The sequence below is a fragment of the Streptomyces sp. NPDC002817 genome (assembly GCF_053592055.1).
Genome location: NZ_JBSFUY010000042.1, coordinates 1 through 24,698 on the forward strand (window position 1 = coordinate 1; position 24,698 = coordinate 24,698).

The window sequence follows — 24,698 nt, forward strand, 5'->3', positions numbered from 1 at the left end:
CCCCCTCAAACTCTCCGACTCCCCCACCCACATCACCACCCCACCCCTCCTGGGCCAGCACACCGAAGAAATCCTCATCGGCGAACTCGGCATCGAGGAAACGGAGTTGCCGCTCCTCAAGGCACAGGGCGTGATCTGACCGACGGCGGCCCACGCCGCTTCCACTCCGTCCCGGGCGAGCCACGACCGCTCCCCGGGACGGTTTCCGTGAGTACCCGAACCGGAGTGAGGTAGCCCAGCATGTCGACACACGCATCCCGTATCGCCCCGCCCGTCGGCGACACCGTCATCGACCGGCTCGTGGAGTCCAACCGTGCCTACGCCGCAGGGTTCGTGGACCCGGGCATGGGTGCCCGTCCGGTCCTGCGCGTGGCCGTCGTGGCCTGCATGGACGCCCGTATCGATCTGCACGCCGCGCTCGGCCTGCAACTCGGCGACTGCCACACCGTCCGCAACGCCGGCGGTGTGGTCACCGACGACACCATCCGCTCCCTGACGATCAGTCAGCGAGCCCTGGGTACCCGCAGTGTCGTCCTCATCCACCACACCGGCTGCGGTATGCAGACGCTGACCGAGGAGTTCCGGCACGAGCTGGAGATGGAGGTGGGGCAGCGACCGGCGTGGGCGGTGGAGGCCTTCCGGGACGTCGACCAGGACGTACGGCAGTCCATGCGGCGGGTGCGCACCTCGCCGTTCCTGCCGCACACCGACGATGTGCGCGGTTTCGTCTTCGACGTGACGTCGGGGCTGCTGCGGGAGATAGAGGCGGGGGTCTGAGCCGGTCCAGGGGCCGTGGGACCATCTCGGCATGCGCCTGACAGCTGACGGGGCCGCGCCGGTCCCGCGGTCGGTATGGGTGGAGGGTCTCGAGACCGACGACCGCTACGTCTTCGAGCTTGTGCGCCCGCTCTTCCTGGCCGCCGGTGATCGCATCGGGTTCGAGGGCGACGGCCTCGTCGTCGTGCGGCCCTGCGGAGCGCGGCTGACGGCGGAGGGCTCCTGGTCCACTCGTTGCGGACCGGGAGTCGGAAGCCGCCGGTAGGCGCTCGGCGGGACTGCCGTCCGGCCCGCCCACCCGGCCCACCCGGCTCGCCCCTGCTCTCGAAGCCGGGCGGGCCTTGCCCCCTCGCCCGTCGTCACACGCCCCGGCCGGCCATCGCGGCGATCTGCTTGCAGTAGAAGTCGGTCGTGTTCGCGGTGTGCCGGCGCATGAGCTCCTCGGCGCCGTCGGGGTCGGCGCCGGCTATGGCCTCGATGATCAGGGCGTGCTCGCTCCAGGCGTCCGTGCCGCGGGGCTTGGCGATGGGCATGTAGTACCAGCGCACGCGCCGGTCCACCTGGGGGATGAGCTCGGCGAGGACCGCGTTGCGCGAGAGGTGGGTGATGTGGGTGTGGAGGGCGGCGTTCGCCTCCACGATGGCGCGGGCGTCGCCGGCCGCGAGCGCGGTGAGGCCGCTCTGCTGCAGTTCCCACAGCCGGGCGACGTCGGTGGGGGTGGCGTGCTGGGCGGCGCCGCGCGCGGAGTGGGTCTCCAGGACGGCCCGGACGCTGAGGAGTTGGGCGCACTCCTCGGCGGTGGGGGAGTGGACGAAGGCGCCCTGCGAGGGGCGCAGGTCGACCCAGCCGGCGGTGTGGAGTCGTTGGAGGGCTTCGCGGATGGGCTGACGGCTGACGCCGAGGTGCTCGGCGAGGTCGGCCTCGACGAGATGCTGACCGGGTGTGAGCGTGCCGTTGATGATCAGCTCGGTCAGGGCGTCGTAGACCGCCTGGCGCAGCGGGGCGGGCCGGGCGATCGGGCCGCGGGCTGCCACGGTGGGTGTGTCGGGCATGGACCCTCTCCCTCGTTCGACTGCGGACGGCGAACATCGACTACGGGATACTGAGTTTAGTATGCAATAGCCACTCCAGCGTGGCCCGTGTTGCGGACTCCCGTGAATTGCCTCGGCGCACCTCTGGTGTCGATCGATCGAGGGATGCAAAATACTGTATGCAATTACCGTCCCCGCCTGACAGCGGACCGGACACCGCTCCTGAGGGGGTCACTCCGTGTCGTACCGCACCGCTCTCGCAGAAGTCCTCACCCGTGCCGTCGCACCCTGCGCCGAACTGACCGGCGCGGAAGGCAGGTTCCCCCGTGGCGCCGTGACGGCCCTCGGGGCCACCGGGCTGCTGGGACTCACCGTCGCCACCGAGTTCGGCGGCGCCGGCCTCGGGCTGCCGGAGGCCGCCGAGGTGGTGGCGCGGACCGCATGCGTCTGCCCCGCCACGGCGGCCGTGCTCCAGGCCCACTACACGGCGGTCGCCGTCATCGAGTCGTACGGCAGTCCCTGGGTGCGCGGAGAGATCGCCGCCGGACGCCACCTCACCAGCCTCGCCCTCGCCGAGGACGGCACGGGTGGACACGGGGAGGAGGCCCAACTCCTCACGTCACGTTGCACCGCGGTCCGTTCCGGTGGCGTGGTCGCGCTGCGGGCGCGCAAACGCCAGGTGGTCGCGGCGGGGGAGGCCGACAGTTACCTCTGGTCCTCCCGCCCGCTCGGCGCGCGGGACGGCCTGAGCCTCTGGGGGGTTCCGGCACACGCTCCGGACCTGTTCGTCCCGGCCCGGCCGGACGCCGCGGGGCCGCCCGGCGGCGCGACCTCCACCGTGCTCGCCGATCCGGTGCTGGTGCCCGCCGACGCGATGCTCGGCGAGGACGGCGGCGGGCTCGACATCGTGCTGCGCACGGTCCTGCCCTGGTTGCTGGAGCTGCGGGCCGCCGCCGGCGCGGAGGGGCTGCGCCTCGCGGCCGCCGACGTGGTGCGCCGGCCCGCCGGCTCCCTCGCGCCGTCCTGAACTCCCGCCCGGGGGAGGCTCGTTCGGCTGCGGCCCGTGCGGTCAGTCCTGGCCGGAGCCGGACGCGATCTGCTTGCGGTAGAAGTCGCTCGTGCGCTCGGTGTGCTTGCGCATCACCTCGCCCGCGCGGTCCGCGTCGCCCTTGGCGATGGCCTTGATGAGCTGGGTGTGCTCGTTCCAGGCCTCCTTGCCGCGGGGTTTGGCGATGGGGGTGTAGTACCAGCGCACCTTCTGGCCCACCTGTGCGAGCAGTTCGGCCAGGACGTCGTTGGCGGCCACGGAGGTGACGAAGGCGTGCAGGGCGGTGTTGGCCGCGACGAGGCGTTCGACGTCGCCCTCGGCGAGCGCGTCGACGCCTTCCTGCTGGAGCTCACCGAGGCGTTCGACGTCCTCGGGCTGTGCGTTCTGCGCGGCGAGCTGGGCCGAGTAGGTCTCCAGCACCGAGCGGACGCCGAGGAGTTGGGCGGCCTCCTCCTCGGTGGGGGAGTGCACGAAGGCGCCCTGGGCCGGGCGCAGGTCGACCCAGCCGGCGGTCTGCAGTCGCTGCAGGGCCTCGCGGACCGGCTGGCGGCTGACGCCGAGGTGCTCCGCGAGCTCGGCCTCGACCAGGTGCTGGCCGGGCTTGAGGGAGCCGTTGACGATCAGCTCGGTCAGGGCGTCGTACACGGCCTGGCGCAGTGGTGCCGGGCGGGCGACGCGCCGGGACGCTGCGGCCGTGAGTGCCTCGCGCATGGTTGTCCCGTTCTGCCGCCGGGCCGACGGCTTTGGCAAGTGGTAGCCGCCGAGTGGGTTGCCGACGGCGGCTTCAGCATACAGGTTTTGGTATGCAACATGGTGTCGGCTGTTGGTTGTGCGGCCTGGCTCGACCGAGGCTCCGGGCTCCCTCGTGGGCCGGAATCGGCGCAGGCTTCTTTACGACTGTCGTCTGTATACAGAAGCCTGTATGGGGTATTGTCTCAGTCTCCTGCAACCCTCGCCGGGGACCCGTGTGACGGAAGGCGAAGCGATCATGACGACCAGCGGGAGCGATGTGACGGTCGAGAGCGTGGTCCGGAGGGTGGTGGCCGATCACCGGGATCAGCGCGGCGCGCTGCTGCCCGTACTGCACGCTCTGCAGGCCGAGTTGGGCCATGTGCCGCAGGAGGCGGTCCCGGTGCTCGCCGACGAGCTCAACCTCTCCAGGGCGGACGTCCATGGAGTGGTGACCTTCTACCACGACTTCCGCCGTGAGCCCGCGGGACGCACCACGGTCCGTATCTGCCGCGCCGAAGCCTGCCAGGCGCTGGGCGCCGACCGCCTGGTGAGCTACACACGCGAGGCGGGACTCACTCTGGGCGAGACGACACCCGACGGTTCCGTGACCGTCGAGCAGGTCTTCTGCCTGGGCAACTGCGCGCTGGGGCCGTCGGTGGAGGCGAACGGACGGCTGTACGGACGAGTGGGCCCGGCCCGGCTGGGCTCGATCCTCAACGGGACGGTCTGATCATGAACAACTCCTCCCCGGCCGGCATCCCGGCCGACACCCCCGCGGACATCCCGGTCGGCGCCCCGTCGCACTCCGCGGTGACGGTCTACGTCCCCCGCGACTCGGCGGCCAGGTCCGTCGGCGCCGACGAGGTCGCCGGCGCCCTCCAACGCGCCGCCACACGCGGGGACTTCGCCATCGACGTCGTACGCAACGGCTCGCGCGGCATGCTCTGGCTGGAGCCGACGGTCGAGGTCGTCACGCCGCAGGGCCGCGTCGGCTACGGCCCGGTGACCCCCGAGGACGTCGACGGACTCCTGGCCGCCGGCCTGCTCGACGGCGCGGACCACCCGCTGCGGCTCGGCCTCGTCGACGAACTGCCCTGGCTGGCCCGCCAGAACCGGGTCACCTTCGCCAGAGTCGGCGTCATCGACCCCCTCTCGCCGCGGGACTACGTCGAGCACGGCGGCCTCGCCGGACTGCGCGCCGCCCTCGAACTCGCCCCCGCGGACGTGGTCGCCGAGGTCACCGACTCCGGGCTGCGCGGACGCGGCGGCGCCGGATTCCCGGCCGGTATCAAGTGGAAGACCGTGCTGGGCTGCGCCGACGAGCTGAAGTTCGTCTGCTGCAACGCCGACGAGGGCGACAGCGGGACCTTCGCCGACCGCATGGTCATGGAGGGCGACCCGTTCCTGCTCATCGAGGGCATGACCATCGCCGCGCACGCGGTCGGCGCGAGCGAGGGTTACGTCTACATCCGATCCGAGTATCCGGACGCGATCGCCACGATGCGCGAGGCGATCGAACTCGCCCGTGAGCAGGGCTGGTTGGGCAAGGGTGTCCTCGGCTCCGCGCTCGACTTCGACCTGCACGTACGCGTCGGGGCGGGCGCGTACATCTGCGGCGAGGAGACCTCCATGCTGGAGAGCCTGGAGGGCAAGCGCGGCATGGTCCGCGCGAAGCCGCCCATCCCGGCGATCGAGGGCCTGTTCGGCAAACCGACCGTGGTGAACAACGTGCTGACCCTCACCACCGTCCCCACGGTCCTCGCGAACGGCGCCAAGGCGTACCAGGACCTCGGCGTCGGTCGCTCCCGCGGCACCCAGGTCTTCCAGCTCGGCGGAAACATCGCCCGCGGCGGCATCGTGGAGACCGCCTTCGGCATCACCCTGCGCGAGCTGATCGAGGAGTACGGGGGCGGCTCCCACACGGGCCGCCCGGTCCGTACCGTGCAGGTCGGCGGGCCGCTCGGGGCATATCTGCCGGATTCGCTGTTCGACCTGCCGATGGACTACGAGGCGTTCGCCGAGGCCGGTGCGATGCTCGGGCACGGCGGGATCGTGGTCTTCGACGACACCGTCGACATGGCGGCCCAGGCCCGCTTCGCGATGGAGTTCTGCGCCGAGGAGTCCTGCGGCAAGTGCACTCCGTGCAGGGTCGGTTCGGTCCGTGGCGTCGAGGTGATCGACAAGATCGTCGCCGGCACGCACCGGGACGAGAACCTGGCCCTGCTGGAAGACCTCTGCGACCTGATGACCGACGGCTCGCTGTGTGCGATGGGCGGACTGACCCCGATGCCCGTGCGCAGCGCCCTCACCCACTTCCCCGACGACTTCCACGGCGGCCGCCGGCTCCTGGAGATCCAACCCGTGAACGCCACTGGCGTGAGGACGGAGGGCACGGCATGAGCCTTCTCAAGGAACCCGACTACGGAACCCCGGAACAGCCCGGCCCGGCAACGGTGTCGGTGGAGATCGACGGCCTGGCGGTGAACGTCCCCGAGGGCACTTCGGTGATGCGCGCCGCGGCACAGGCAGGCGTCGACATACCCAAGTTGTGTGCCACCGACAGCCTGGAGGCGTTCGGCTCCTGCCGCCTGTGCGTGGTGGAGATAGACGGGCGGCGCGGCACCCCGGCGTCCTGCACCACTCCGTGCTCCGACGGGATGAAGGTGAGCACCCAGACACCGAAGGTGGAGAAGCTCCGCCAGGGCGTCATGGAGCTCTACATCTCCGACCATCCCCTGGACTGCCTCACCTGCCCCGCCAACGGCGACTGCGAACTCCAGGACATGGCAGGCGTGGTGGGCCTGCGGCAGGTCCGCTACGGCTACGAGGGCGAGAACCACCTCGACGCCGAGAAGGACACCTCCAACCCCTACTTCGACTTCGACCCCGCCAAGTGCATCGCCTGCTCCCGCTGCGTCCGCGCCTGCGGCGAGGTCCAGGGCACCTTCGCCCTCACCATCGAGGGCCGCGGTTTTGACTCCAAGGTCTCGGCCGGCGCCGGTGAGTCCTTCATGGACTCCGAGTGCGTCTCCTGCGGCGCCTGCGTCCAGGCCTGCCCGACGTCCACGCTCCAGGAGCGGTCGGTCGTCGAACTCGGCATGCCGACCAGGTCGGTTGTGACCACCTGCGCGTACTGCGGTGTCGGCTGCTCCTTCAAGGCCGAGCTGCGCGGCGACGAACTCGTGCGCATGGTGCCGTACAAGGACGGCGGTGCGAACGAGGGCCACTCCTGTGTGAAGGGCCGCTTCGCCTTCGGCTACGCCACCCACCCCGACCGCCGGCTCAAGCCCATGGTCCGCGAAAGGATCACCGACCCCTGGCGTGAGGTCGAGTGGGACGAGGCGATCGGCACCGTCGCCCGGCGGATGCGTGAGCTCCAGGACCGGTACGGCACGAGTTCCGTCGGCGCCATCACCTCCTCGCGCTGCACCAACGAAGAGGTCTACGTCGTGCAGAAGATGGTCCGCGCGGCCTTCGGCAACAACAACGTCGACACCTGCGCCCGCGTCTGCCACTCCCCGACGGGATACGGCCTCAAGCAGACCTTCGGCGAGTCGGCGGGCACCCAGGACTTCCGTTCGGTCGCCGAGGCCGATGTCATCATGGTGATCGGGGCCAACCCCACTGACGGGCACCCGGTATTCGCCTCCCGGATGAAGCGCCGGCTGCGCGAGGGCGCCGAGCTGATCGTCGTCGATCCGCGCCGCATCGACCTCGTACGCTCGCCGCACGTCGAGGCCCGACACCACCTCCAGCTCAGGCCCAGCACCAACGTGGCCGTGGTCAACGCGATGGCCCACGTGGTCGTCACCGAGGGTCTGGTCGACCGCGCCTTCGTGGACGCCAGGTGCGAAGGCTTCGACGACTGGGCGGAGTTCATCGCCCGGCCGGAGAACAGCCCGGAAGCGGTGGAACCCGTCACCGGCGTCCCGGCCGCCGAACTCCGCGCCGCCGCAAGGCTGTACGCCGAAGCCCCCAACGGCGCCATCTACTACGGTCTCGGCGTCACCGAGCACAGCCAGGGCTCCACCATGGTCATGGGAATGGCCAACCTGGCGATGGCGTGCGGCAACATCGGCCGCGACGGCGTCGGCGTGAACCCCCTGCGCGGCCAGAACAACGTCCAGGGGTCCTGCGACATGGGCTCGTTCCCGCACGAACTGCCCGGCTACCGCCACGTCTCGGACGACGCGGTACGCACCGTCTTCGAGAACCTCTGGGGCGGAACCATCCTCGCGGAGCCGGGACTTCGCATCCCCAACATGTTCGACGCGGCCATCGACGGCACCTTCCGCGGACTCTTCGTCCACGGCGAGGACATCGCCCAGTCCGACCCCAACCTCCAGCACGTCACCGCAGCGCTGAAGGCCATGGAACTCGTCGTCGTACAGGACCTGTTCCTCAACGAGACGGCCAAGTTCGCCCATGTCTTCCTGCCCGGGGCGTCGTTCCTGGAGAAGGACGGCACCTTCACCAACGCCGAACGCCGCATCAACCGCGTCCGCGCCGTCATGAAACCCAAGACGGGCAAGCACGAGTGGCAGATCGTCAGCGAGATCGCCACCGCCATGGGCTATCCGATGGCCTACGACCATCCGAGCCGGATCATGGATGAGATCGCCTCGGTCACACCGACGTTCACCGGCGTCTCCTTCGACCTCCTCGACAAGCTCGGCAGCGTCCAGTGGCCGTGCAACGAGGAGTCGCCGGAGGGCACGCCCATCATGCACGTGGACGAATTCGTGCGCGGCAAGGGCAAGTTCGTGGTCACCTCCTATGTGCCGACCAACGAGCGCAGCACCCGGCGCTTCCCGCTGGTCCTCACCACTGGACGGATCCTCAGCCAGTACAACGTCGGCGCGCAGACCCGCCGTACCGGCAATGTCGCCTGGCACCCCGAGGACATCCTCGAACTGCATCCCCACGACGCCGAGGACCGCGGGATCAAGGACGGCGACATGGTCACCCTGGCCAGCCGTGTCGGGCGGACGACCCTGCGCGCGGAGATCTCCGACCGGATGCCGACCGGGGTCGTCTACACCACCTTCCACCACCCCGTGACCGGGGCCAACGTGGTGACCACGGAGAACTCCGACTGGGCCACCAACTGCCCCGAGTACAAGGTGACCGCCGTCCAGGTGGGGCTCGCCCGCCCGGACCGGGCCGGTGACGGTGAAGCCGCGGAGAACGACCTCGTGACGGTGGTGGACTGAGATGACAGCGACCGTGCCGTCCGAGCTCCGGATGGCGAACGACATCGCCCGCAACCTCGGCCATCTGCCGGGGGAGCGGGCCGCCGAGGAGATCGCCGGGCACATCGGCAGGTTCTGGGACCCGAGGATGCGTACCAGGCTGTACGAGTTCGTCGACGCCGGCGCGGACGGCCTCGACCCCCTGGTGGTGGCCGCGGTGAAGCTCCTGCGCTGAACAGACCGCGCCTGCGCCCGCTGCGGGGACGCGCAGCGGGCGCAGGCGCTCTCATGCCCGCCGCCGAGATGCTCCTCGCCGCAGCCGGCGAGGAGTTCCCCGCATCAGCCCCCGATCGCCGACATCGGCCGCTCAGGCTGGACGAAGGACGCCTCGTCGAGCCCGGCGCCCGCCTTCTTGCCCCACATCGCGGTGCGCCAGAGCCCGGCGATCTCCTCGTCCGGGGTGCCGGAGCGCAGGGCCGTGCGCAGGTCGGACTCCTCGCGGGCGAACAGACAGGCGCGGACCTGCCCGTCGGCGGTGAGCCGGGTGCGGTCGCAGGCGCGGCAGAACGGCCGGGTGACCGAGGCGATCACCCCGACCCGCCCGGGTCCGCCGTCCACCAGCCAGCGTTCGGCGGGCGCGGAGCCGCGCACCGACGAGGGCTCGGGGGAGAGGGCGAATCGGGGGCGGAGGCTCTCGAGGATCTCCTCGGCCGTCACCATGTCGGCCCGCTGCCAGCCGTGTTGGGCGTCCAGCGGCATCTGCTCGATGAAGCGGAGCTCGTAGCCGTGGAGCAGGGCCCAGTCGAGGAGGTCGGGGGCCTCGTCGTCGTTGACGCCGCGCATCAGCACCGAGTTGACCTTGACGGGGAGGAGCCCGGCGGCGCGGGCCGCGTCGAGGCCGGCGAGCACGTCGTGGTGCCGGTCGCGGCGGGTCAGGGTACGGAAGACCTCGGGGCGCAGGGTGTCGAGGGAGACGTTGACCCGGTCGAGCCCGGCCGCGCGCAGGGCTTCGGCGGTACGGGCCAGTCCGATGCCGTTGGTGGTGAGCGAGAGCCTGGGGCGCGGGGCGAGGGCGGCACAGCGGGCGACGATGCCCACCAGGCCGGGGCGCAGCAGCGGCTCGCCTCCGGTGAAGCGCACCTCGGTGACGCCCAGTTCGGTGACCGCGACGGAGACCAGCCGTACGACCTCCTCGTCGGTGAGCAGCTCCGGCTTGGCCAGCCACCGCAGTCCTTCTTCCGGCATACAGTACGTGCACCGGAGATTGCACCGGTCGGTCAGTGAGACCCGTAGATCGCGGGCGATCCGGCCATGGGTGTCGATCAGCACGACTTCCTCCCCTGTACATATCCCAAATACTGCATACAGTATGGAGCTAGATGGGGCGGCCTCGGGCAGAGAGGAGTCGTTCATGCTGTTCCGGCAGCTCGAGTACTTCGTGGCGGTGGCGCGGGAACGCCACTTCGCCCGGGCGGCGGAAGCCTGCTACGTCTCCCAGCCCGCGCTCTCGGCGGCGATAGCCAAGCTGGAGCGGGAGCTGAACGTCACGCTCATCAACCGCGGGCACAACTACCAGGGCCTCACCCCCGAGGGTGAGCGGCTCGTCGTATGGGCCAAACGGATCCTCGCCGAACAGGACGCGTTCAAGGCGGAGGTGGCCGCCGTGCAGTCCGGCATCACGGGCACGCTGCGGCTCGGCACGGACCCCACGGCGTCGACGACCCTGGCGCTCCCCGTGGCCGCGTTCTGCGCCGCCCACCCCCTCGCCAAGGTGCAGGTGCGCTCCCGGCTGTCCACGAAGGAGCTCCACCGCCAACTCCGCGACTACGAACTCGACGTCGCCATCGCCCACTTCGACCCCGGCGACCAGGAGGGCCTCCAGGTCGTACCCCTCTACCAGGAGCGCTACATGCTCCTGGTGTCGGACGACCACCTGGTGGCGCAGTCCTCGACCGTGACATGGGCGGACGCGGCCCAGTTGCCGCTCGCGCTGCTCACGCCGGACATGCGGATCCGGCAGATCGTGGACACCGTGTTCGCGGAGAAGGGGTTCGTGGTCACCCCGCAGGTCGAGACGGACTCCATCGCCTCCCTCTACGCGCACGTCGGCGGCGGCGAGTGGGCCAGCATCGTGCCGCACACCTGGCTGCGGGCGATGCCCGTCATCGGCCGGACCAGAGCGCTGCCCCTGGTCGACCCGGAGGCCGGCGCGCAGGTGTCCGTGGCGATCCACGCCGCGACCCCCGGCTCGGTCGCCGCCCGGGCCTTCGTCAACGCGGCGACCGGCCTGTCGCTGGACGACTTCTTCGCCCGCCCGCTGCCCAGCGAGCACCGCGTGCGCTGAGCCCTCGTCCGCGTGTGCCGAGCCCACCGTCCGGAGCCTGTGTCAGGGTGCGTGGCGCGCCTGCACCGCCTTTCGGTCCAGCCCGCCCTTCGCGGTGTACGGCAGCGCGGTGACCAGCTCGAGCCGGTCCGGCACCTCGAACGCGGCCAGCCGGTCACGGCAGTACCGCAGGATCTCCTCGGGCCCCACGCTCTCGCCCTCCCGCACCACCACGGCGGCGCCCACCCGCTGCCCGTACACCGTGTCGGGCACGGCGAACACGGCCGCCTCGGCGACCCCCGGACACCCGGCGAGGATGTCCTCGACATGCTCGGGCGAGATCTTCTCGCCGCCGCGGTTGATGAGGTTCTTGATACGCCCGGTCAGGGACAGGTACCCGTCCGCGTCGAGGGTGCCCAGATCGCCGGTGCGCAGCCAGCCGCCGACGAAGGTGTACGCCGTCTCCTCCCGGTCGCCGAGATAGCCGCGCGCGACGGTGGGACCGCGCACCCACAACTCGCCCTCGACACCCACCGGACAGGCCCGCCCGCCGCGGTCGAGCACCCGGATCTCGACACCGGTCGGCCGCCCGACCGAACCGTGCTTCAGCGCACCCCGCCCCGGCAGCGGCTCGCTGGTCGCCTGGTGCGAGGACTCCGTCATCCCGTACGCGGACAGCAACGGCGCCCCGAACGTACGCTCCAGCGCCCGCTGCGTGGCCGGGTTGAGGGGAGCGCTGCCACTGCGTACGAACTTCAGGGCCGGCGCCCGCGGGCCCGGGTACTCCCGTTCCGACCGGTCCAGCAGGATCTCGTGGATGGCCGGGGCCGCGGTGAACCAGGTGGCGCCCACGGCGCGCATGTCGCTCCAGAACGTGCCTGCCGTGAACCGGCCCCGCTCGGGCAGCAGCACACAGCCGCCGCTGGCGAGGGAGGCCAGCAGCGCCGCGAACAGCCCGTGACCGTGGAAGAACGGCATCACCGCGACCGTGGCGTCGTCGGGCCCCAACTCGTAGGTGATGCACAGGGAGTGGACGGACGCGGCCACGTTGGCATGGGTGAGGGGAACCATCTTCGCCCGGTCGCTGGTGCCGGCGGTGAAGAGAACGAGTGCGTCATGGGCAGTCAACTCACCTGCTGAGCCGCTGACGTGGGGTGCTGCACACGCACCGGGTTCGAACACGACGGCCGCCGTCCCCGCACGGGAGACGTCCACGCGCAGCGGCCAGGCGGGGACCGGCAGCGGGGCGCTTGTCGCGGCCGGGCCCAGAAGCACCGCCCGCGCCCCCAACGCATCGATACGTGCCGAGAGTTGGGACACGGGCAGCGCCGGGTCCAGAGGAGCCGCCACCAGGCCGGCCCGCGCCGCTCCGAGGAGCGCCACGACGAACTCCGCGGTGTTGGCGCAGATCAGGCCGACCGCGTCGCCGCGGCGCAACCCCGTGCCGCCGAGCCGTGCCGCCACCCCGTCCGCCAGGGCCGCGAGACCCCGGTAGGACAGATGCACCCGTTCTCCGGTGACGACCAGGGCCCGGGCGTACGGGCGTTCACGCACCTGCGCGTCGAGGAGATCGACGAGGCCCGTGACCGTCGGAGGCCGGTACCCGTTGGCGTCGCGCACGGATGCCGCGGCCGGAACGGCCATGACCCCACCCCCTCGCGCCCAGGTCCGATGCTTCAGTCCTCTGCGAGCCTGCGGTGACCTGCGGTGCACGTCCAATACCTACTGGCGAACGGCCGATAGCAGGCGTCTATCAAGGGAGTTGCGAGGGCCCTCGGCGGCCGTCGATAGATGTTGTTTATCGGCTGGTCGCCGATGGGTCTTGGACGCGGACGGACGCGCTGCGGATGGTGAGAGCAGTAGCCGCTCCGGCAGGACCTGCCCAAGGAGGACCTCGGACCATGACCGCCCCCTCGCCACTGGAGACCGCGGCAGCAGCCGACGTTCCGACCGAGCTCACCGACGGGTACCACCTGGTCGTCGACGCGCTCAGGATGAACGACGTCGACACCATCTACGGCGTGGTCGGCATCCCGATCACCGACCTGGCCCGCCTCGCCCAGGCCCAGGGCATCCGTTACATCGGCTTCCGTCACGAGAGCAACGCCGGTCACGCGGCGGCCATCGCCGGCTACCTCAACAAGAAGCCCGGCGTCGCCCTGACGGTGTCGGCCCCCGGCTTCCTCAACGGCCTGGTCGCGCTGGCGAACGCGACCACCAACTGCTTCCCCATGGTCCAGATCTCCGGCTCCAGCGAGCGCCACCTCGTCGACCTCAAGCAGGGCGACTACGAGGAGATGGACCAACTCGCCGCCGCCCAGCCCTTCGTGAAGGCCGCCTACCGGGTCAGCCGCGTGGAGGACATCGGCCGCGGTATCGCCCGCGCCCTGCGCACCGCGATCTCCGGACGCCCCGGCGGTGTCTATCTCGACATCCCCGCCGCGGTCCTCGGCGCCATCATCCCCAAGGCCGAGGGCGACCGCACCCTGAGCCGCCTCGTCGACCCCGCCCCGCGCCAACTGCCCGCGCCGGAGGCCGTGGACCGCGCGATCGAGCTGCTGGCCTCCGCCGAACGCCCGCTGGTGGTGCTCGGCAAGGGCGCGGCGTACGCCCAGGCGGACGCCAAGGTACGGGAGTTCGTCGAGTCGACCGGCATCCCCTACGTACCGATGTCGATGGCGAAGGGCCTGCTGCCCGACGACCACCCGCAGTCGGCCGCCACCGCCCGTTCCCTGGCGCTGAAGAAGGCCGACGTCGTGATGCTGATCGGCGCCCGCCTCAACTGGCTGCTGGGCCACGGGCAGACGGGCTGGAACCCCGACGCCAAGTTCATCCAGATCGACATCGACCCCAAGGAGATGGACAGCAACCAGCCCATCTCCGCCCCGCTCGTCGGCGACATCGAGTCGGTGCTCGACGCACTCGCCGAACGCACCAAGCCCGGCCAGATCCAGGCCCCTTCGGCCTGGCGGGACGAGCTCGGGGAGCGCTCGGCGCAGAACGTCGCCAAGATGGCCGAGCGCCTCGAAGCCGACCCGCACCCCATGCAGTTCATGGGCGCCCTCAAGGCCGTACGCGACGTCGTGCGCCGGCACCCGGAGACGTACATCGTCAACGAGGGCGCCAACGCGCTGGACATCGCGCGCAACGTCATCGACATGCATGTGCCGCGCCACCGCCTGGACAGCGGCACCTGGGGCGTCATGGGGATCGGCATGGGGTACGCCATCGCCGCCGCCGTCGAGAGCGGACAGCCGGTCGTCGCCATCGAGGGCGACAGCGCCTTCGGGTTCAGCGGCATCGAGATCGAGACGATCTGCCGCTACCGACTGCCCGTCGTCACCGTGATCATGAACAACGGCGGTGTCTACCGCGGCGACGACATCAACCCGTACGACGACGCACCCTCGCCCACCACCCTGATGTCGGCGGCCCGCCACGACCTGCTCATCGAGTCGTTCGGCGGCAAGGGCTACCGCGCCACCACCCCCGCCGAGGTCACCGCCGCCCTGACCGAGGCCCTCGCCTCCGGCGGCCCGGCGCTCATCGACTGCGTGATCGACCCGTCGGCCGGCACCGAGAGCGGCCACATCTCACACCTCAACCCCAAGGGCATCACCGTCGGCAACATCACGCCGGCCAAGAAGTGACCACGTAACTTCACGTAAAGGAAGCACACATGAGTGAAAAGCCGCTCGCCGGAATCAAGGTGATCGACTTCACCGGGGTCCAGGCCGGCCCCGCCTGCACACAGATGCTCGCCTGGTTCGGCGCCGACGTCCTGAAGGTGGAGCGTCCCAACGGCGGCGACGTGACGCGCCGTCAGCTCCGGGACATCGAGGACCTCGACGCGCTCTACTTCACGATGCTCAACAGCAACAAGCGCTCCCTCGCCATCAACACCAAGACCGCCGAGGGCAAGGAGGTCCTGGAGAAGCTCATCGAGGGCGCCGACGTCCTGGTGGAGAACTTCGCCCCGGGCGCCCTGGACCGGATGGGCTTCACCTGGGAGCGCATCCAGGAGCTCAACCCGCGCCTGATCTTCGGCTCGGTCAAGGGCTTCAACGACCAGTCCTCCTGGAACGACCTCAAGGTCTACGAGAACGTCGCCCAGTGCGCGGGCGGCGCCGCCTCCACCACCGGTTTCTGGGACGGGCCGCCGACCATCTCCGGTGCCGCCCTCGGCGACACCAACACCGGTATGCACCTGGCGATCGGCATCCTCACCGCGATCATCGACCGCAACAGGACCGGCAAGGGCCAGAAGGTATCCGTCTCCATGCAGGACGCCGTCCTCAACCTCTGCCGCGTCAAGCTGCGCGACCAGCAGCGGCTGGAGCGGATCGGCTACCTGGAGGAGTACCCGCAGTACCCCAACGGCGAGTTCACCGACGTGGTGCCGCGCGGCGGCAACGCGGGCGGCGGCGGCCAGCCCGGCTGGGTGCTCAAGTGCAAGGGCTGGGAGACCGACCCGAACGCGTACATCTACTTCACCGTCCAGGAGCAGAACTGGAAGCGCACCGCCGAGGTCATCGGCCGCCCCGAGTGGGCCGAGGACCCGCAGTACGCCACCGCGCGCGCCCGTCAGTCGCACATCTTCGAGATCTTCGAGGAGATCGAGAAGTGGCTCGCGGACAAGACCAAGTACGAGGCCGTCAACATCCTGCGTGAGTGGGAGGTGCCCTGCGCCCCCGTGATGAGCATGAAGGAGATCGCCTACGACGAGGACCTGCGCCGCAGCGGCACCGTCGTCGAGGTCGAGCAGAAGGAGCGCGGCACCTATCTGACGGTCGGCAGCCCGGTGAAGTTCTCCTCCTTCAAGCCGGACGTCACCGGCGCCCCGCTGCTCGGCGAGCACAGCTCCGAGGTCCTGGTCGAACTCGGCTACGACGAGGAGACCATCGGCCGGCTGAAGGAGAGCGGCGTCATCGTCTGACCTGAGTCCGACGACGCGGAAGCGGCCGTGGCCTTCGGGCCACGGCCGCTTCCGTACGCGGTCCGCCGGGGCTCAGACCGAGGCCTCGGCCCGTCGCCGCATCAACTCCCGCTCCCGCTCACGGCGTGCGGTCACGTCCCGGATGACCGCACCGACGTACGTGCTGCCGTCGGGACCGGGAAGCAGCACCACGCTGAACTCGATGGACAGCTTGCGGCCGTCCGCGGCCAGTGCGGGAACGTTCAGCAGGTCCGCGTCCCCGTACTTGCTGTACCCCCGCTCCATGGCTTCCTCGAAGCCCTCCTGGTGCCGCTTCCGGTGCCGCTCGGGAATGATGACGTCCAGGCTGTCACCGTCCACGTCGTCCGCCGAGAACCCGAAGATGCGCTCCGCGCCCCGGTTCCAGTAGCGGATCAGTCCTTCGCCGTCGACGATCACGATGCCGTCGGGTGCCTGGGCGGCCATTTCCAGCACCACATCGGGGTTCAGATCTTCCATGTCGCCTCCGAGCCGGGGCCGTTGGATGCTGATCGAGTACAGGTCGGCAGTATACAGAGGATCGTATACAGGATCCAGGCCTCGAACGACTGAGGCGGGACCCCTCCGGCGCAGGGGGCGCTCCCCGCCGGTAGAGGTCCCGCCGTCGTGCAGCGGAGGGCCGGTCAGCCCTGGGTGGCCGCGCCCCGCAGGGTGAAGCGGTCCGCTTCCGCGTGCACGTTCATGGAAGTGCCGTCCCGTGGCGGCGGGTCGGGCCGCCTCATGCGGCGGTCCGGTGGGCGAGGAGGTCGCTGATGGCGTGGACGGTACGGAGGGTGGGGACGTCCGTGTGGGTGATGTCGGCCAGTTCCACGACCGCGGCGAGCAGGACGTCGAGTTCGAGAGGCTTGCCCGCCTCCAGGTCCTGGAGGGTGGAGGTGCGGTGGTCGCCGACGCGTTCGGCGCCGGCCAGCCGTCGCTCGATGGAGATCCCGATGTCGCAGCCGAGTGCTTCGGCGACGGCCAGAGTCTCCTGCATCATCGTTTCGATGACTTGGCGGGTGCCGCCGTGGTGGCACATCTGACGCATGGTGGCGCGGGCCAACGCGCTGATCGGGTTGAAGCTGATGTTGCCGAGCAGCTTGAGCCAGATGTCGTTGCGCAGGTCGGGTTCGACGGGGCACTTGAGCCCGCCGGCCTTCATGGCCTCGCTGAAGGCCTGACAGCGCTTGGAGGTCGACCGGTCCGGTTCGCCGATGGAGAAGCGGGTGCCTTCCAGGTGGCGGACCACGCCCGGTCCTTCGAGTTCGGTGGCGGCGTAGACCACGCAGCCGATGGCGCGTTCGGGGGCGAGCACCGCACTGACCGCCCCGTCCGGATCCACGCTGTCGATGCGGTGGCCGTCGTACGGTCCGCCGTGTTGGTGGAAGTACCACCAGGGGATGCCGTTCTGGGCGGCGACGACGGCCGTGGTGTCGTTCAGGAGTGGCTCGATGAGCGGCCCGCACGCCGCGTACGAGTTGGCCTTGAGCCCGAGGAAGACATAGTCGACGGGGCCGATGTCGGCCGGGTTGTCGGTGGCGTGGGCGAGGGCGGTGAAGTCACCGCGGGGGCTGAGGACCTGTACGCCGTTGCGCCTCATGGCCGCGAGGTGCGGTCCACGGGCGATGAGGTGGACGTCGGCGCCTGCGCGGTGCAGGGCGGCGCCGACGTAGGCGCCGATGGCTCCGGCGCCGAGGACTGCGACTTTCACTGGGTGGCGCTCCGTTCGGTCGAGGGTGTACCGCGGAACTGTCGAAATCTGTCGACGAAATATTGTCTACAGGATGGAACGGGCGCCAGCAAGAGTTTGGGACGGCACCCGGACGGCCGCCCGTGGCGCGTGAGAAGCGCGGGCCGTTTGCTCATCCGCGCTCGTGAGCTGCTGGTACGGCCCACCGGTGAGGGCCCAACTCCCGGGTGTCCAGGGGTTTGTGCGCCGTAGACTGTAGGCGAAAGCCAATCCATACTTGGCTCTCGCATACAGCGATGACGCTGCTGAGGAGGGCCCGTGATGTTGTCGACGACAGGACTGCCGCAGGGCGCGGTGCCCAAGCTCGAACGCCCCGGCCCGCTGCGCGACCGTGTCTACGAGGCGCTGCTCGAACTCATCACCACCCGAGCGCTCCAGCCCGGCCAGCATCTGGTCGAGAGCGAGCTCGCCGGCCACCTCGGCGTCTCCCGGCAGCCCGTGCGCGAGGCATTGCAGCGCCTCAGCACCGAGGGGTGGGTCGATCTGCGGCCCGCCCAGGGCGCGTTCGTGCACGAGCCCACCGAGGAGGAGGCCGACCAACTCCTCACCGTCCGTACGCTACTGGAGGCCGAAGCCGCCCGGCTCGCCGCGGCCAACGCGTCCAAGGCCGCCATCGGCGTGCTCGAGGAGATGTGCGCGGAGGGCGAGCGCGCGGTCGCCGCCGACGACGTGGACCGCGCGGTCGCGATGAACGCCCGACTGCACGCGAAGATCATGGAACTGGCCGGCAACGCCGTCCTCGCCGAGCTGGCGGCACAGGTCGACCGCCGGGTCCGCTGGTACTACACGCCGGTCGCCCGGCAGCGCGGACAGCAGTCCTGGATCGAGCACCGTGAGCTGATCGCGGCGATCGCGGACCGCGACGAACAGCGCGCCACGGCGGTCATGCGGGCCCACACCGAACACACGCGGAAGATGTACCACGAGCGCGACAAGTAGGGGTCCGATCGACCCTGGGTACAGTCCCCGCATGTCCGACGATCAGAGACCCTCGCCCCCCGGGGACCGGCTCGGCCACCTCCTGAAACGGGCGCAGGCCAAGCTGGCCAGGGCGTCAGCCGAGGCGCTCGCGCCCCACGAGGTGGACGGTCACGAGCTGACGGTGCTCGCGGTGCTCTCGGGGGCGGCGTCGCTGTCGCAGGTGGAGGTGGCCGGGCGGCTCGGTGTCGACCGTACGACGATGGTGGCGCTCCTCGACGGCCTGGAGGATCAGGGGCTGGTCGAGCGGCGTCGCAGTCCACGCGACCGGCGCAAGAATCTCGTCGAGCTGACGGCCGCCGGACGGGAGTGTCTGAGCCGGGCCGAGCAGGCGCGCCGGGTCGCCGAGGAACGTTTCCTCGCGCCGTTGGGGGAGGAGACGGCGGCATCGTTCGTACGGGCCCTGCGGGTGCTGGCCGCGGAGAAGCGCGTCCGCGGATGACCCCCTCCGTGTAATCGTTCCGTCGCTGGTGGTGAGTCCTCGGGAGCGCTCCGCACCGGGCCCCTGAGCACCGTCCGAGGCACGGATATGCAGGTGAAAGGCGCTCCGAAAGCTTGGTATTGTTGTCCATGTCGCCGCGGGGAACACCCCCGGCCAGGCGGCAGACACCTGGTCCGGGTGGCGGAATGGCAGACGCGCTAGCTTGAGGTGCTAGTGCCCTTTATCGGGCGTGGGGGTTCAAGTCCCCCCTCGGACACCAGCTCAGCTGAGACCCCTGTTGATCAGGGGTCTTCTGCTTTGGTCCGGAACTCTGGTGGCTGAGGTCGCCCACGGCCTGCCGGGCCTCGCTGCGTACCGCCCCCATGCCGGCGACGGTCACCAGCACGACGCCCGCGCTCTGGGCCCACGAGGGCTGTTCGGCAAGGAGTACGAAGCCGGCGACGGTCCCGATGGCGGGTTCCAGGCTCATCAGGGTGCCGAAGACCGTCGTGGGCAGATTGCGCAGGGCGACCATCTCGGCGGTGTACGGCAGGATCGGCAGCAGTAGCGCTGCCAGGGCCGACAAGGCGAAGGTCTGCGGGTCCATGTGGCCGACGATGTGACCGGCGCCGGCGAACGGCAGGGTCACCGCGGAGGCCGCCACCATGGAGGCGCCCAGGCCGCCCAGGCCGGTGAACTGGGCGCCGACCCGTTTGGTCAGCGGGATGTAGTCGGCCCAACCCGCCGCAGCTCCGAGTACGAAGCCGACTCCGGCCAGATCGACCTCACTGCCAGGCCACCTCCTGGCGGCCCTCGGCGAGGGCGAGCAGCCATGTGCCGACCTCGGGGATCCAGGGCACCCCCGGTGACCCGCCCGCCGCGCCCCGCGGCGCCCAGTCCGAACCGCTGGTGGCCGGCCTGCGCCGAGCAGTCGATGACATGGCCGACGCCCTTGCCCCTGGTGAAGTCCCGTACGGCGGCCGGGGCCGCGTCCGGTGTCCCCAGCTCGACGATCAGCTCCACGCCCAACTGCCGTGCCGGCGCCCGGCGGTAGGGGCTGCGGCCGGCGCAGATCACCCGGGCACCCCTGGCCTGCCCGTTGATCACGGCGCCGAGCCCCACCTGACCGAGCCCGGTGACCAGGACCGTGTGGCCGGCGACCGCCGCCGCGCGGCTCCACGGCACGCGGATCCCGCCTTGTCCGGAGGCCGGCTGGTGCGGGGCTCCCTTGCCGCGCCAGAGCCGCTGGAGCGATCGCTTGGAGTCTCTGCGGATCCGCTGGGGGACGACTCGACCCACGGCGGATCCCTCGCCCTCCTGGGGGCGCGGGCAGCAGCGGTCCGGGCAAGGGGTCGCCGCAGGTCTGGGGCAGGATGGCAGCCATGGGACAGACTCCGAACCCGGTCGATGTCCTCGTGGTCGGCGCCGGAGCCGCCGGAGCGGTGCTCGCGGCACGGCTCAGCGAGGACCCCGACCGGAGCGTGCTGCTGATCGACACGGGTGAAATGCCCCGCGGGGAAGCGGAGTTCGGCCCCGACCTGCTCGACGCACGGCTCGTGCCGGGTGCGCGGCCCGGTCATCGCGCCACGACCTGGTATCCCGTGCACCTGACTCCGCGGCGCCCGTGGCGGGTCCCGCGCGGGCGCGGTCTGGGCGGTTCCACGACCGTCAACGGCGGCTACTTCGTACGGGCCCGGCGCGCGGACTTCGACCGCTGGGCCGCCGCGGGCAGTCCCGCCTGGGCCTACGACCAGGTCCTGCCGTTCCTCAAGGATCTGGAGAACGACCTCGACTTCGGCCAGGGTGCGTCGCACGGCGCCTCCGGCCCGGTCCCCGTGCGTCGTAGCCTCCTGACGCACCCGGCGGCGCGGGCCTTCCGCGACGCCGCCCGCCGTCTCGGTCTCCCGGCCGAACCCGACAAGAACGACCAGGCGCCGCCCGGGTTCGGCCCCGTGCCCTCGAACGCGGTCGACGGTATACGGCACAACGTCGGCCTCGGCTATCTGCCGCCGGAGGTCATGGACCGCCCGAACCTGCACGTCCTCGGAGGCTGCCGCGCCCTGCGGGTGGTCGTCGATCGCGGCCGCGCCACCGGCGTCCTCGTGGAGTACGAGGGAGCGCGCCGCACGCTGGACGCGAGGACCGTCGTGCTGAGTGCCGGAGCGTTCGCCACCCCGCACCTGCTGCTGCTCTCCGGCATCGGCCCCGCCGCCGACCTCGTGCGCCACGGCATCCCCGTCGTCCGTGACCTCCCCGCCGTCGGCGCCCGCCTCGCCGACCACCCCCAGCTGGTCCTGGACTGGACGCCGCGCGACGACCTCGGTGAGCCGGCCGACACCTGGCTGGGCGGCTGTCTGCACCGAGCCTCGGCGGGAGGGTCCGACGGACCGGGCGACACCGAGATCCTCCAGTCCCTGGTGCCCGTGGCCGGGCTCGTCGAGGGAGTCGTGCGGGTGCCGGGCGCCCCACTGTCGTTCCTCGTCTCCGTGCAGCCGTCCCGGCCGGGCGGCACGCTGCGGCTGACCTCCGCCGACCCCGACGCCATGCCGCACATCGCATACGGTTTTCTGACCACCGGCGACGACTTCCGGCGGCTGCGCGAGGCCGTCCGCCTGACCGCGGCACTGCTCGACAGCCCGCCACTGTCAGCGGTGTCCGAGGGACTGCTGGACCCCGGCCCCGAGGTTCTCGACGACGACCGGGCGCTGGACCGGTGGATCTCCGAGCACCTGAGTACCAGTCAGCACACCTGCGGCACCGTGCCGATGGGGCCCGCCGACGACCACCGGCAGACCGCGGTGGACCAGTTCGGGCGCGTCCACGGCGTACGAGGGCTACGGGTGGCCGATACCTCGATCCTGCCGGACACCCCCCACCGGGGCCCGGCGGCGACGGCCGTGCTCATCGGCGAGGTCGTCGCCGACGCGATCCGTCGGGAGCTGCCGTGAAGCCCTCCTCGCCGGGGCGAGGGAAAATCGGGTGACCCGTCCGTCCCCGTCTCCCTACACTCGCCACACGTCGCGCACCGCCCACGCCGGGCCGGTGCGCGTGTCATGACGAGGACCGACGAGTGAGGGGAGACCGGCCGTGTGTGACCGCGCCGCTGTTCTCGTTCCCCCGTCGTCGTACGACGTGATCCTCGTGTCCTGCCCCGTCCGGTGCCCGCTGCGCGGCCGGTACCGGATGCCCCGGACATCCGCCTGACCATCAACTGACCTCGCATGTCCCTGTATTGACGTGCCGTCAGATCAGTCATGTCCGGGAATCGCGCCGCCCTGTCACACGTCATCCGAAAGGCCATGGGCCGTGCGCATCAACCTCGACACCCTCGCAGTCGTCCGCAACCTGGGCATCCTCGCCCACGTCGACGCCGGCAAGACCACCGTCACCGAGCGGATCCTCTACGCCACCGGAACCATCCACCGGCGTGGCGAGGTCCATGACGGCACGACCGTCACCGACTTCGACTCGCAGGAACGCGACCGCGGCATCACGATCTTCGCGGCGGCGGTCAGCTGTGCCTGGGACGGCCACCGGATCAACCTGATCGACACCCCAGGACACGTCGACTTCGCCGACGAGGTGGAGCGTTCGCTCCGGGTGCTCGACGGGGCGGTCGCCGTGTTCGACGCCGTCGCCGGCGTCGAGCCGCAGAGCGAGTCGGTCTGGCGGCAGGCCGACCGGTACGGCGTACCGAGGATCGCCTTCGTCAACAAGCTGGACCGCGCGGGCGCCGACCTCGACACCGCCGTCGAGTCGATCCGGGAACGGCTGCACCCGGCCCCGCTGGTCCTGCAGCTGCCCATCGGCACGGAGGACGCGTTCCGCGGCGTCGTGGACCTGGTGCGTATGCGGGCGCTGACCTGGGCCGACGGTGCCGACATGGTCGTAGCGGACATTCCCGAGGGCCTGCGGGAGGAGGCGCGGCGCCGGCGTCGACTGCTGGAGGAGACGGTGGCCGAACGGCATCCGGCCGCGCTGGAGGAATTCTGTATGCGGTCGACGCTCGACACGGGAACGCTCGTCGACGCCCTGCGCGACCTCACCCGCACCGGCGACGCCGTCGTCGTGCTGTGCGGCTCGGCCTACCGCAACCGTGGGATCGAGCCGCTGCTGGACGCGGTCGTGGCGTATCTGCCGTCGCCGCTCGACGTGCCGCCCGTGCACGGCACCCTCGGCGACACCCGGCAGGAACGGCCCGCCGACCCGGCGGCGCCGTTCGCGGCGCTGGTGTTCAAGGTGAACGCCACGCCGACCGGGCGGCTCACCTACCTGCGGGTGTACTCCGGAACGATCGAGAAGGGAGACATGGTGATGGACGTGGGCGCGCGGCGCGGCGAGCGCGTCGGACGGATCCTGCGCGTACAGGCCGACCGGCACGCCCAGTTGGACCGGGCGGTCGCCGGCGACATCGTCGCGGTCGTCGGGCTGAAGTCCGCCCGCGCCGGGTCGACCCTCTGCGCGCCGGACGCCCCGCTCGTCCTCGAACCGCCGAGCGTCGCCGAACCGGTCGTCTCCGTCGCGGTCGAGGCCGTCAGGTCCACCGACACCGACCGGCTGGCCTCGGCGCTCGCGAGGCTCGCCGAGGAGGACCCGTCGCTGGTCGTGCGGACCGACCCGGAGACCGGGCAGACCGTGCTGTCCGGCATGGGCGAACTCCATCTGGAGGTCGCGCTGGAGAAGGCGCGGCGGGACCTCGGGCTGGATGTCAACGCCGGCCGGCCCCGGGTCGCGCACCGCGAGACCGTCGGGCGCGGCGTGTCCGGACATGTCTTCCGGCACGTCAAACAGGACGGTGGCGCGGGGCAGTTCGCCCATGTCGTCCTCGATGTGGAGCCGCTGGACGTCGACGCCGGGTTCGAGTTCCGCTCGGCGGTCGTCGGTGGACGGGTGCCGCAGGAGTACGTCCGGGCGGTCGAGGCCGGCTGCCGGGACGCCCTGGCGGAGGGGCCGCTCGGCGGGCACCCGGTGACGGGGCTGCGGGTCACCCTCACCGACGGGGCGACGCATGTGAAGGACTCCTCCGACACGGCCTTCCGCACGGCGGGCCGGTTCGGACTCCGGGAGGCTCTGCGGGCCTGCGCGATGGTCCTGCTCGAGCCGGTGGCCGAGGTCACGGTCACGGTGCCCGACGCCGCCGTCGGGGGAGTCCTCGGCGACCTGGCGGCACGGCGCGGCCGGGTCTCCGGCTCGGTGACGCGGGCCGGCTCGGCGGTCGTCACCGCCACCGTGCCGCTGGCCGAACTCTTCGGCTACGCGACCCGGTTGCGCAGCCGGACCCAGGGCCGCGGCACCTTCACGGCCCGGCCCACCGGGTACGCACCGGCGCCGGCAACCGTGGCACCGGCCCAGAGGTAGCGGTACCGGGGCGGTCCCTCTCCCGCACGGGAGGGGCCGCCCGCTCCCCGTTCAGGAAGTGAACGACCCGACACCGAGCCGCACGATCCATTGAACTCCCGCCGCTCAACCCCTTGACGTCCCGAACCCGTGGC

Annotated in this window: 22 protein-coding genes and 1 tRNA gene; 15 read left to right on the forward strand and 8 right to left on the reverse strand. The window is 71.0% G+C overall.

Translation table 11 applies throughout. From position 1 onward, the window contains the following. Nucleotides 1–240 precede the first annotated feature (240 nt). Both ACWD3I_RS43170 and ACWD3I_RS43175 read left to right on the forward strand, forming a co-directional pair. A complete protein-coding gene (locus ACWD3I_RS43170; RefSeq protein WP_365412575.1) occupies nucleotides 241–777 on the forward strand; it encodes a beta-class carbonic anhydrase in 537 nt (178 codons plus the stop codon). A 31-nt stretch (nucleotides 778–808) separates the two neighbouring features. Beyond that, complete coding sequence (locus ACWD3I_RS43175; protein ID WP_365412573.1) at nucleotides 809–1,042, forward strand: hypothetical protein; 234 nt, start codon at nucleotides 809–811, stop codon at nucleotides 1,040–1,042. Between the two features lie 94 nt (nucleotides 1,043–1,136). Here the strand turns inward: ACWD3I_RS43175 and ACWD3I_RS43180 are convergent, their stop codons facing one another. Beyond that, nucleotides 1,137–1,829 carry a GntR family transcriptional regulator gene (locus tag ACWD3I_RS43180; protein ID WP_365412571.1) on the reverse strand — a complete coding sequence of 231 codons (693 nt, stop codon included), beginning with the start codon at nucleotides 1,827–1,829 and terminating at the stop codon, nucleotides 1,137–1,139. Nucleotides 1,830–2,046: 217 nt separating this feature from the next. Here ACWD3I_RS43180 and ACWD3I_RS43185 point away from each other — a divergent pair, with 217 nt between their 5' ends. Then, a complete protein-coding gene (locus ACWD3I_RS43185; protein ID WP_365412569.1) occupies nucleotides 2,047–2,835 on the forward strand; it encodes an acyl-CoA dehydrogenase family protein in 789 nt (262 codons plus the stop codon). Between the two features lie 42 nt (nucleotides 2,836–2,877). Here the strand turns inward: ACWD3I_RS43185 and ACWD3I_RS43190 are convergent, their stop codons facing one another. Continuing rightward, nucleotides 2,878–3,567, reverse strand: coding sequence for a GntR family transcriptional regulator (locus tag ACWD3I_RS43190; protein WP_365412567.1), 690 nt, complete (start codon nucleotides 3,565–3,567; stop codon nucleotides 2,878–2,880). A 277-nt stretch (nucleotides 3,568–3,844) separates the two neighbouring features. On the opposite strand from ACWD3I_RS43190, the gene ACWD3I_RS43195 reads away from it, so the two are divergent. Genes ACWD3I_RS43195 through ACWD3I_RS43210 form a run of 4 tightly spaced genes read left to right on the forward strand, consistent with a single transcriptional unit; the run spans nucleotide 3,845 to nucleotide 9,015 of the window. Beyond that, complete coding sequence (locus ACWD3I_RS43195) at nucleotides 3,845–4,318, forward strand: NAD(P)H-dependent oxidoreductase subunit E (protein ID WP_266885896.1); 474 nt, start codon at nucleotides 3,845–3,847, stop codon at nucleotides 4,316–4,318. 2 nt (nucleotides 4,319–4,320) lie between these two features. Next, nucleotides 4,321–5,988, forward strand: coding sequence for a formate dehydrogenase beta subunit (locus ACWD3I_RS43200; protein ID WP_365412565.1), 1,668 nt, complete (start codon nucleotides 4,321–4,323; stop codon nucleotides 5,986–5,988). After that, complete coding sequence (gene fdhF, locus ACWD3I_RS43205) at nucleotides 5,985–8,801, forward strand: formate dehydrogenase subunit alpha (RefSeq protein WP_365412563.1); 2,817 nt, start codon at nucleotides 5,985–5,987, stop codon at nucleotides 8,799–8,801. Before ACWD3I_RS43200 ends, fdhF begins: the two co-directional genes overlap by 4 nt. 1 nt (nucleotide 8,802) lies before the next feature. Next, on the forward strand, nucleotides 8,803–9,015 hold the full coding sequence (locus ACWD3I_RS43210) for a formate dehydrogenase subunit delta (RefSeq protein ID WP_267014422.1): 213 nt from the start codon (nucleotides 8,803–8,805) through the stop codon (nucleotides 9,013–9,015). Nucleotides 9,016–9,119: 104 nt separating this feature from the next. Here the strand turns inward: ACWD3I_RS43210 and moaA are convergent, their stop codons facing one another. After that, the gene (gene moaA / locus ACWD3I_RS43215; RefSeq protein ID WP_365412561.1) at nucleotides 9,120–10,109 is read right to left on the reverse strand and encodes a GTP 3',8-cyclase MoaA; all 990 of its coding nucleotides are present in this window, start codon (nucleotides 10,107–10,109) and stop codon (nucleotides 9,120–9,122) included. Nucleotides 10,110–10,191: 82 nt separating this feature from the next. On the opposite strand from moaA, the gene ACWD3I_RS43220 reads away from it, so the two are divergent. Next, complete coding sequence (locus tag ACWD3I_RS43220) at nucleotides 10,192–11,124, forward strand: LysR family transcriptional regulator (protein WP_046256165.1); 933 nt, start codon at nucleotides 10,192–10,194, stop codon at nucleotides 11,122–11,124. 42 nt (nucleotides 11,125–11,166) lie between these two features. On the opposite strand, the gene ACWD3I_RS43225 is transcribed toward ACWD3I_RS43220, so the two are convergent. Then, nucleotides 11,167–12,747, reverse strand: a complete 1,581-nt coding sequence (locus ACWD3I_RS43225; RefSeq protein WP_365412558.1) for a FadD7 family fatty acid--CoA ligase — start codon at nucleotides 12,745–12,747, stop codon at nucleotides 11,167–11,169. Nucleotides 12,748–13,004: 257 nt separating this feature from the next. On the opposite strand from ACWD3I_RS43225, the gene oxc reads away from it, so the two are divergent. Then, nucleotides 13,005–14,753, forward strand: a complete 1,749-nt coding sequence (oxc, locus tag ACWD3I_RS43230) for an oxalyl-CoA decarboxylase (protein ID WP_365412556.1) — start codon at nucleotides 13,005–13,007, stop codon at nucleotides 14,751–14,753. Between the two features lie 29 nt (nucleotides 14,754–14,782). Next, nucleotides 14,783–16,039, forward strand: coding sequence for a formyl-CoA transferase (frc, locus tag ACWD3I_RS43235; RefSeq protein ID WP_365412554.1), 1,257 nt, complete (start codon nucleotides 14,783–14,785; stop codon nucleotides 16,037–16,039). Between the two features lie 72 nt (nucleotides 16,040–16,111). On the opposite strand, the gene ACWD3I_RS43240 is transcribed toward frc, so the two are convergent. Both ACWD3I_RS43240 and ACWD3I_RS43245 read right to left on the reverse strand, forming a co-directional pair. Continuing rightward, nucleotides 16,112–16,537 carry a PAS domain S-box protein gene (locus tag ACWD3I_RS43240; RefSeq protein ID WP_365414246.1) on the reverse strand — a complete coding sequence of 142 codons (426 nt, stop codon included), beginning with the start codon at nucleotides 16,535–16,537 and terminating at the stop codon, nucleotides 16,112–16,114. Between the two features lie 259 nt (nucleotides 16,538–16,796). Beyond that, nucleotides 16,797–17,768: a 2-dehydropantoate 2-reductase gene (locus tag ACWD3I_RS43245; RefSeq protein WP_365414248.1), complete on the reverse strand. Its 972-nt coding sequence runs from the start codon at nucleotides 17,766–17,768 to the stop codon at nucleotides 16,797–16,799. A gap of 303 nt (nucleotides 17,769–18,071) precedes the next feature. On the opposite strand from ACWD3I_RS43245, the gene ACWD3I_RS43250 reads away from it, so the two are divergent. The 3 genes from ACWD3I_RS43250 to ACWD3I_RS43260 all read left to right on the forward strand — a co-directional run bounded on the left by ACWD3I_RS43250 (nucleotide 18,072) and on the right by ACWD3I_RS43260 (nucleotide 19,486). Beyond that, entirely contained in the window at nucleotides 18,072–18,746 is a 675-nt protein-coding gene (locus ACWD3I_RS43250) for a GntR family transcriptional regulator (protein WP_451084351.1), read from the forward strand. A 31-nt stretch (nucleotides 18,747–18,777) separates the two neighbouring features. Further along, entirely contained in the window at nucleotides 18,778–19,227 is a 450-nt protein-coding gene (locus ACWD3I_RS43255) for a MarR family winged helix-turn-helix transcriptional regulator (RefSeq protein WP_365412679.1), read from the forward strand. A gap of 171 nt (nucleotides 19,228–19,398) precedes the next feature. Beyond that, nucleotides 19,399–19,486 (forward strand) — tRNA-Leu (locus tag ACWD3I_RS43260). On the opposite strand, the gene ACWD3I_RS43265 is transcribed toward ACWD3I_RS43260, so the two are convergent. Both ACWD3I_RS43265 and ACWD3I_RS43270 read right to left on the reverse strand, forming a co-directional pair. Beyond that, complete coding sequence (locus ACWD3I_RS43265) at nucleotides 19,448–19,984, reverse strand: EamA family transporter (RefSeq protein ID WP_451084352.1); 537 nt, start codon at nucleotides 19,982–19,984, stop codon at nucleotides 19,448–19,450. The genes ACWD3I_RS43260 and ACWD3I_RS43265 overlap by 39 nt on opposite strands. Beyond that, complete coding sequence (locus ACWD3I_RS43270) at nucleotides 19,924–20,505, reverse strand: zinc-binding dehydrogenase (protein ID WP_365412677.1); 582 nt, start codon at nucleotides 20,503–20,505, stop codon at nucleotides 19,924–19,926. The genes ACWD3I_RS43265 and ACWD3I_RS43270 overlap by 61 nt, the downstream gene beginning before the upstream one ends. A gap of 83 nt (nucleotides 20,506–20,588) precedes the next feature. On the opposite strand from ACWD3I_RS43270, the gene mftG reads away from it, so the two are divergent. Then, entirely contained in the window at nucleotides 20,589–22,154 is a 1,566-nt protein-coding gene (mftG, locus tag ACWD3I_RS43275) for a mycofactocin dehydrogenase MftG (RefSeq protein WP_365412675.1), read from the forward strand. Nucleotides 22,155–22,512: 358 nt separating this feature from the next. Further along, the gene (gene fusA, locus ACWD3I_RS43280) at nucleotides 22,513–24,564 is read left to right on the forward strand and encodes an elongation factor G (RefSeq protein WP_365412673.1); all 2,052 of its coding nucleotides are present in this window, start codon (nucleotides 22,513–22,515) and stop codon (nucleotides 24,562–24,564) included. The last annotated feature ends 134 nt before the right edge of the window (nucleotides 24,565–24,698 follow it).

Coding starts and splice junctions, on each gene's coding strand:
- frc (WP_365412554.1), top strand. CDS start 14,783: ATGAGTGAAAAGCCGCTCGCCGGAATCAAGGTGATCGACTTCACCGGG.
- ACWD3I_RS43255 (WP_365412679.1), top strand. CDS start 18,778: ATGTCCGACGATCAGAGACCCTCGCCCCCCGGGGACCGGCTCGGCCAC.
- ACWD3I_RS43180 (WP_365412571.1), bottom strand. CDS start 1,829: ATGCCCGACACACCCACCGTGGCAGCCCGCGGCCCGATCGCCCGGCCC.
- ACWD3I_RS43170 (WP_365412575.1), top strand. CDS start 241: ATGTCGACACACGCATCCCGTATCGCCCCGCCCGTCGGCGACACCGTC.
- ACWD3I_RS43240 (WP_365414246.1), bottom strand. CDS start 16,537: ATGGAAGATCTGAACCCCGATGTGGTGCTGGAAATGGCCGCCCAGGCA.
- ACWD3I_RS43175 (WP_365412573.1), top strand. CDS start 809: ATGCGCCTGACAGCTGACGGGGCCGCGCCGGTCCCGCGGTCGGTATGG.
- ACWD3I_RS43210 (WP_267014422.1), top strand. CDS start 8,803: ATGACAGCGACCGTGCCGTCCGAGCTCCGGATGGCGAACGACATCGCC.
- oxc (WP_365412556.1), top strand. CDS start 13,005: ATGACCGCCCCCTCGCCACTGGAGACCGCGGCAGCAGCCGACGTTCCG.
- mftG (WP_365412675.1), top strand. CDS start 20,589: ATGGGACAGACTCCGAACCCGGTCGATGTCCTCGTGGTCGGCGCCGGA.
- fdhF (WP_365412563.1), top strand. CDS start 5,985: ATGAGCCTTCTCAAGGAACCCGACTACGGAACCCCGGAACAGCCCGGC.
- ACWD3I_RS43220 (WP_046256165.1), top strand. CDS start 10,192: ATGCTGTTCCGGCAGCTCGAGTACTTCGTGGCGGTGGCGCGGGAACGC.
- ACWD3I_RS43225 (WP_365412558.1), bottom strand. CDS start 12,747: ATGGCCGTTCCGGCCGCGGCATCCGTGCGCGACGCCAACGGGTACCGG.
- ACWD3I_RS43190 (WP_365412567.1), bottom strand. CDS start 3,567: ATGCGCGAGGCACTCACGGCCGCAGCGTCCCGGCGCGTCGCCCGCCCG.
- ACWD3I_RS43195 (WP_266885896.1), top strand. CDS start 3,845: ATGACGACCAGCGGGAGCGATGTGACGGTCGAGAGCGTGGTCCGGAGG.
- ACWD3I_RS43200 (WP_365412565.1), top strand. CDS start 4,321: ATGAACAACTCCTCCCCGGCCGGCATCCCGGCCGACACCCCCGCGGAC.